Genomic DNA, 510 nt, shown 5'->3' with positions numbered 1-510 from the left:
AGTGGATGATGTTGAGCGCCTCGACGTAGGTGCCCACCACCCAGTCCAGCATCTCCTCGTACTTGGCCCAGACCTCGTCGAAGTCCAGCGGGCCGTCGCCCTGGACGCCCTCGTGGCCGGTGACGATCTGCTTGCCGCTCATCTCGTCGCGCCCGCCGTTGATGGCGTAGAGCAGGGACTTGGCGGCATTGACGCGGGCGCCGAAGAACTGCATCTGCTTGCCCACGCGCATGGGGGACACACAGCAGGCGATCGCCGCGTCATCGCCCCAGTGCTCGCGGATCTGCTCATCCGACTCGTACTGGATGGAGGAGGTCTCGATCGAGATCGCTGCGCAGAACTCCTTGTAGCCCTCGGGGAGGCTCTCGTCCCAGAAGATCGTGATGTTCGGCTCGGGGGCGGGACCCAGGTTGCGCAGGGTCTGGAGCAGGCGGAAGGAGGTCTTGGTGACCAGGGTGCGTCCGTCGTCACCGAAGCCGGCGTCGGACCAGGTGGCCCAGTAGGGGTCGC

At 66.1% G+C, this 510-nt stretch carries 1 protein-coding gene; it reads right to left on the bottom strand.

From position 1 onward, the window contains the following. Positions 1-510 (bottom strand): pyruvate formate lyase family protein (locus FK530_RS25610; RefSeq protein WP_331456387.1); only part of this gene is annotated, 510 nt, incomplete at both ends.

The organism is Tsukamurella conjunctivitidis (assembly GCF_007858475.1).
Classification (GTDB): domain Bacteria; phylum Actinomycetota; class Actinomycetes; order Mycobacteriales; family Mycobacteriaceae; genus Tsukamurella; species Tsukamurella conjunctivitidis.
The sequence above is the reverse complement of the archived record's forward strand: the minus strand, read 5'-3'. Positions and strand labels throughout refer to the sequence as shown.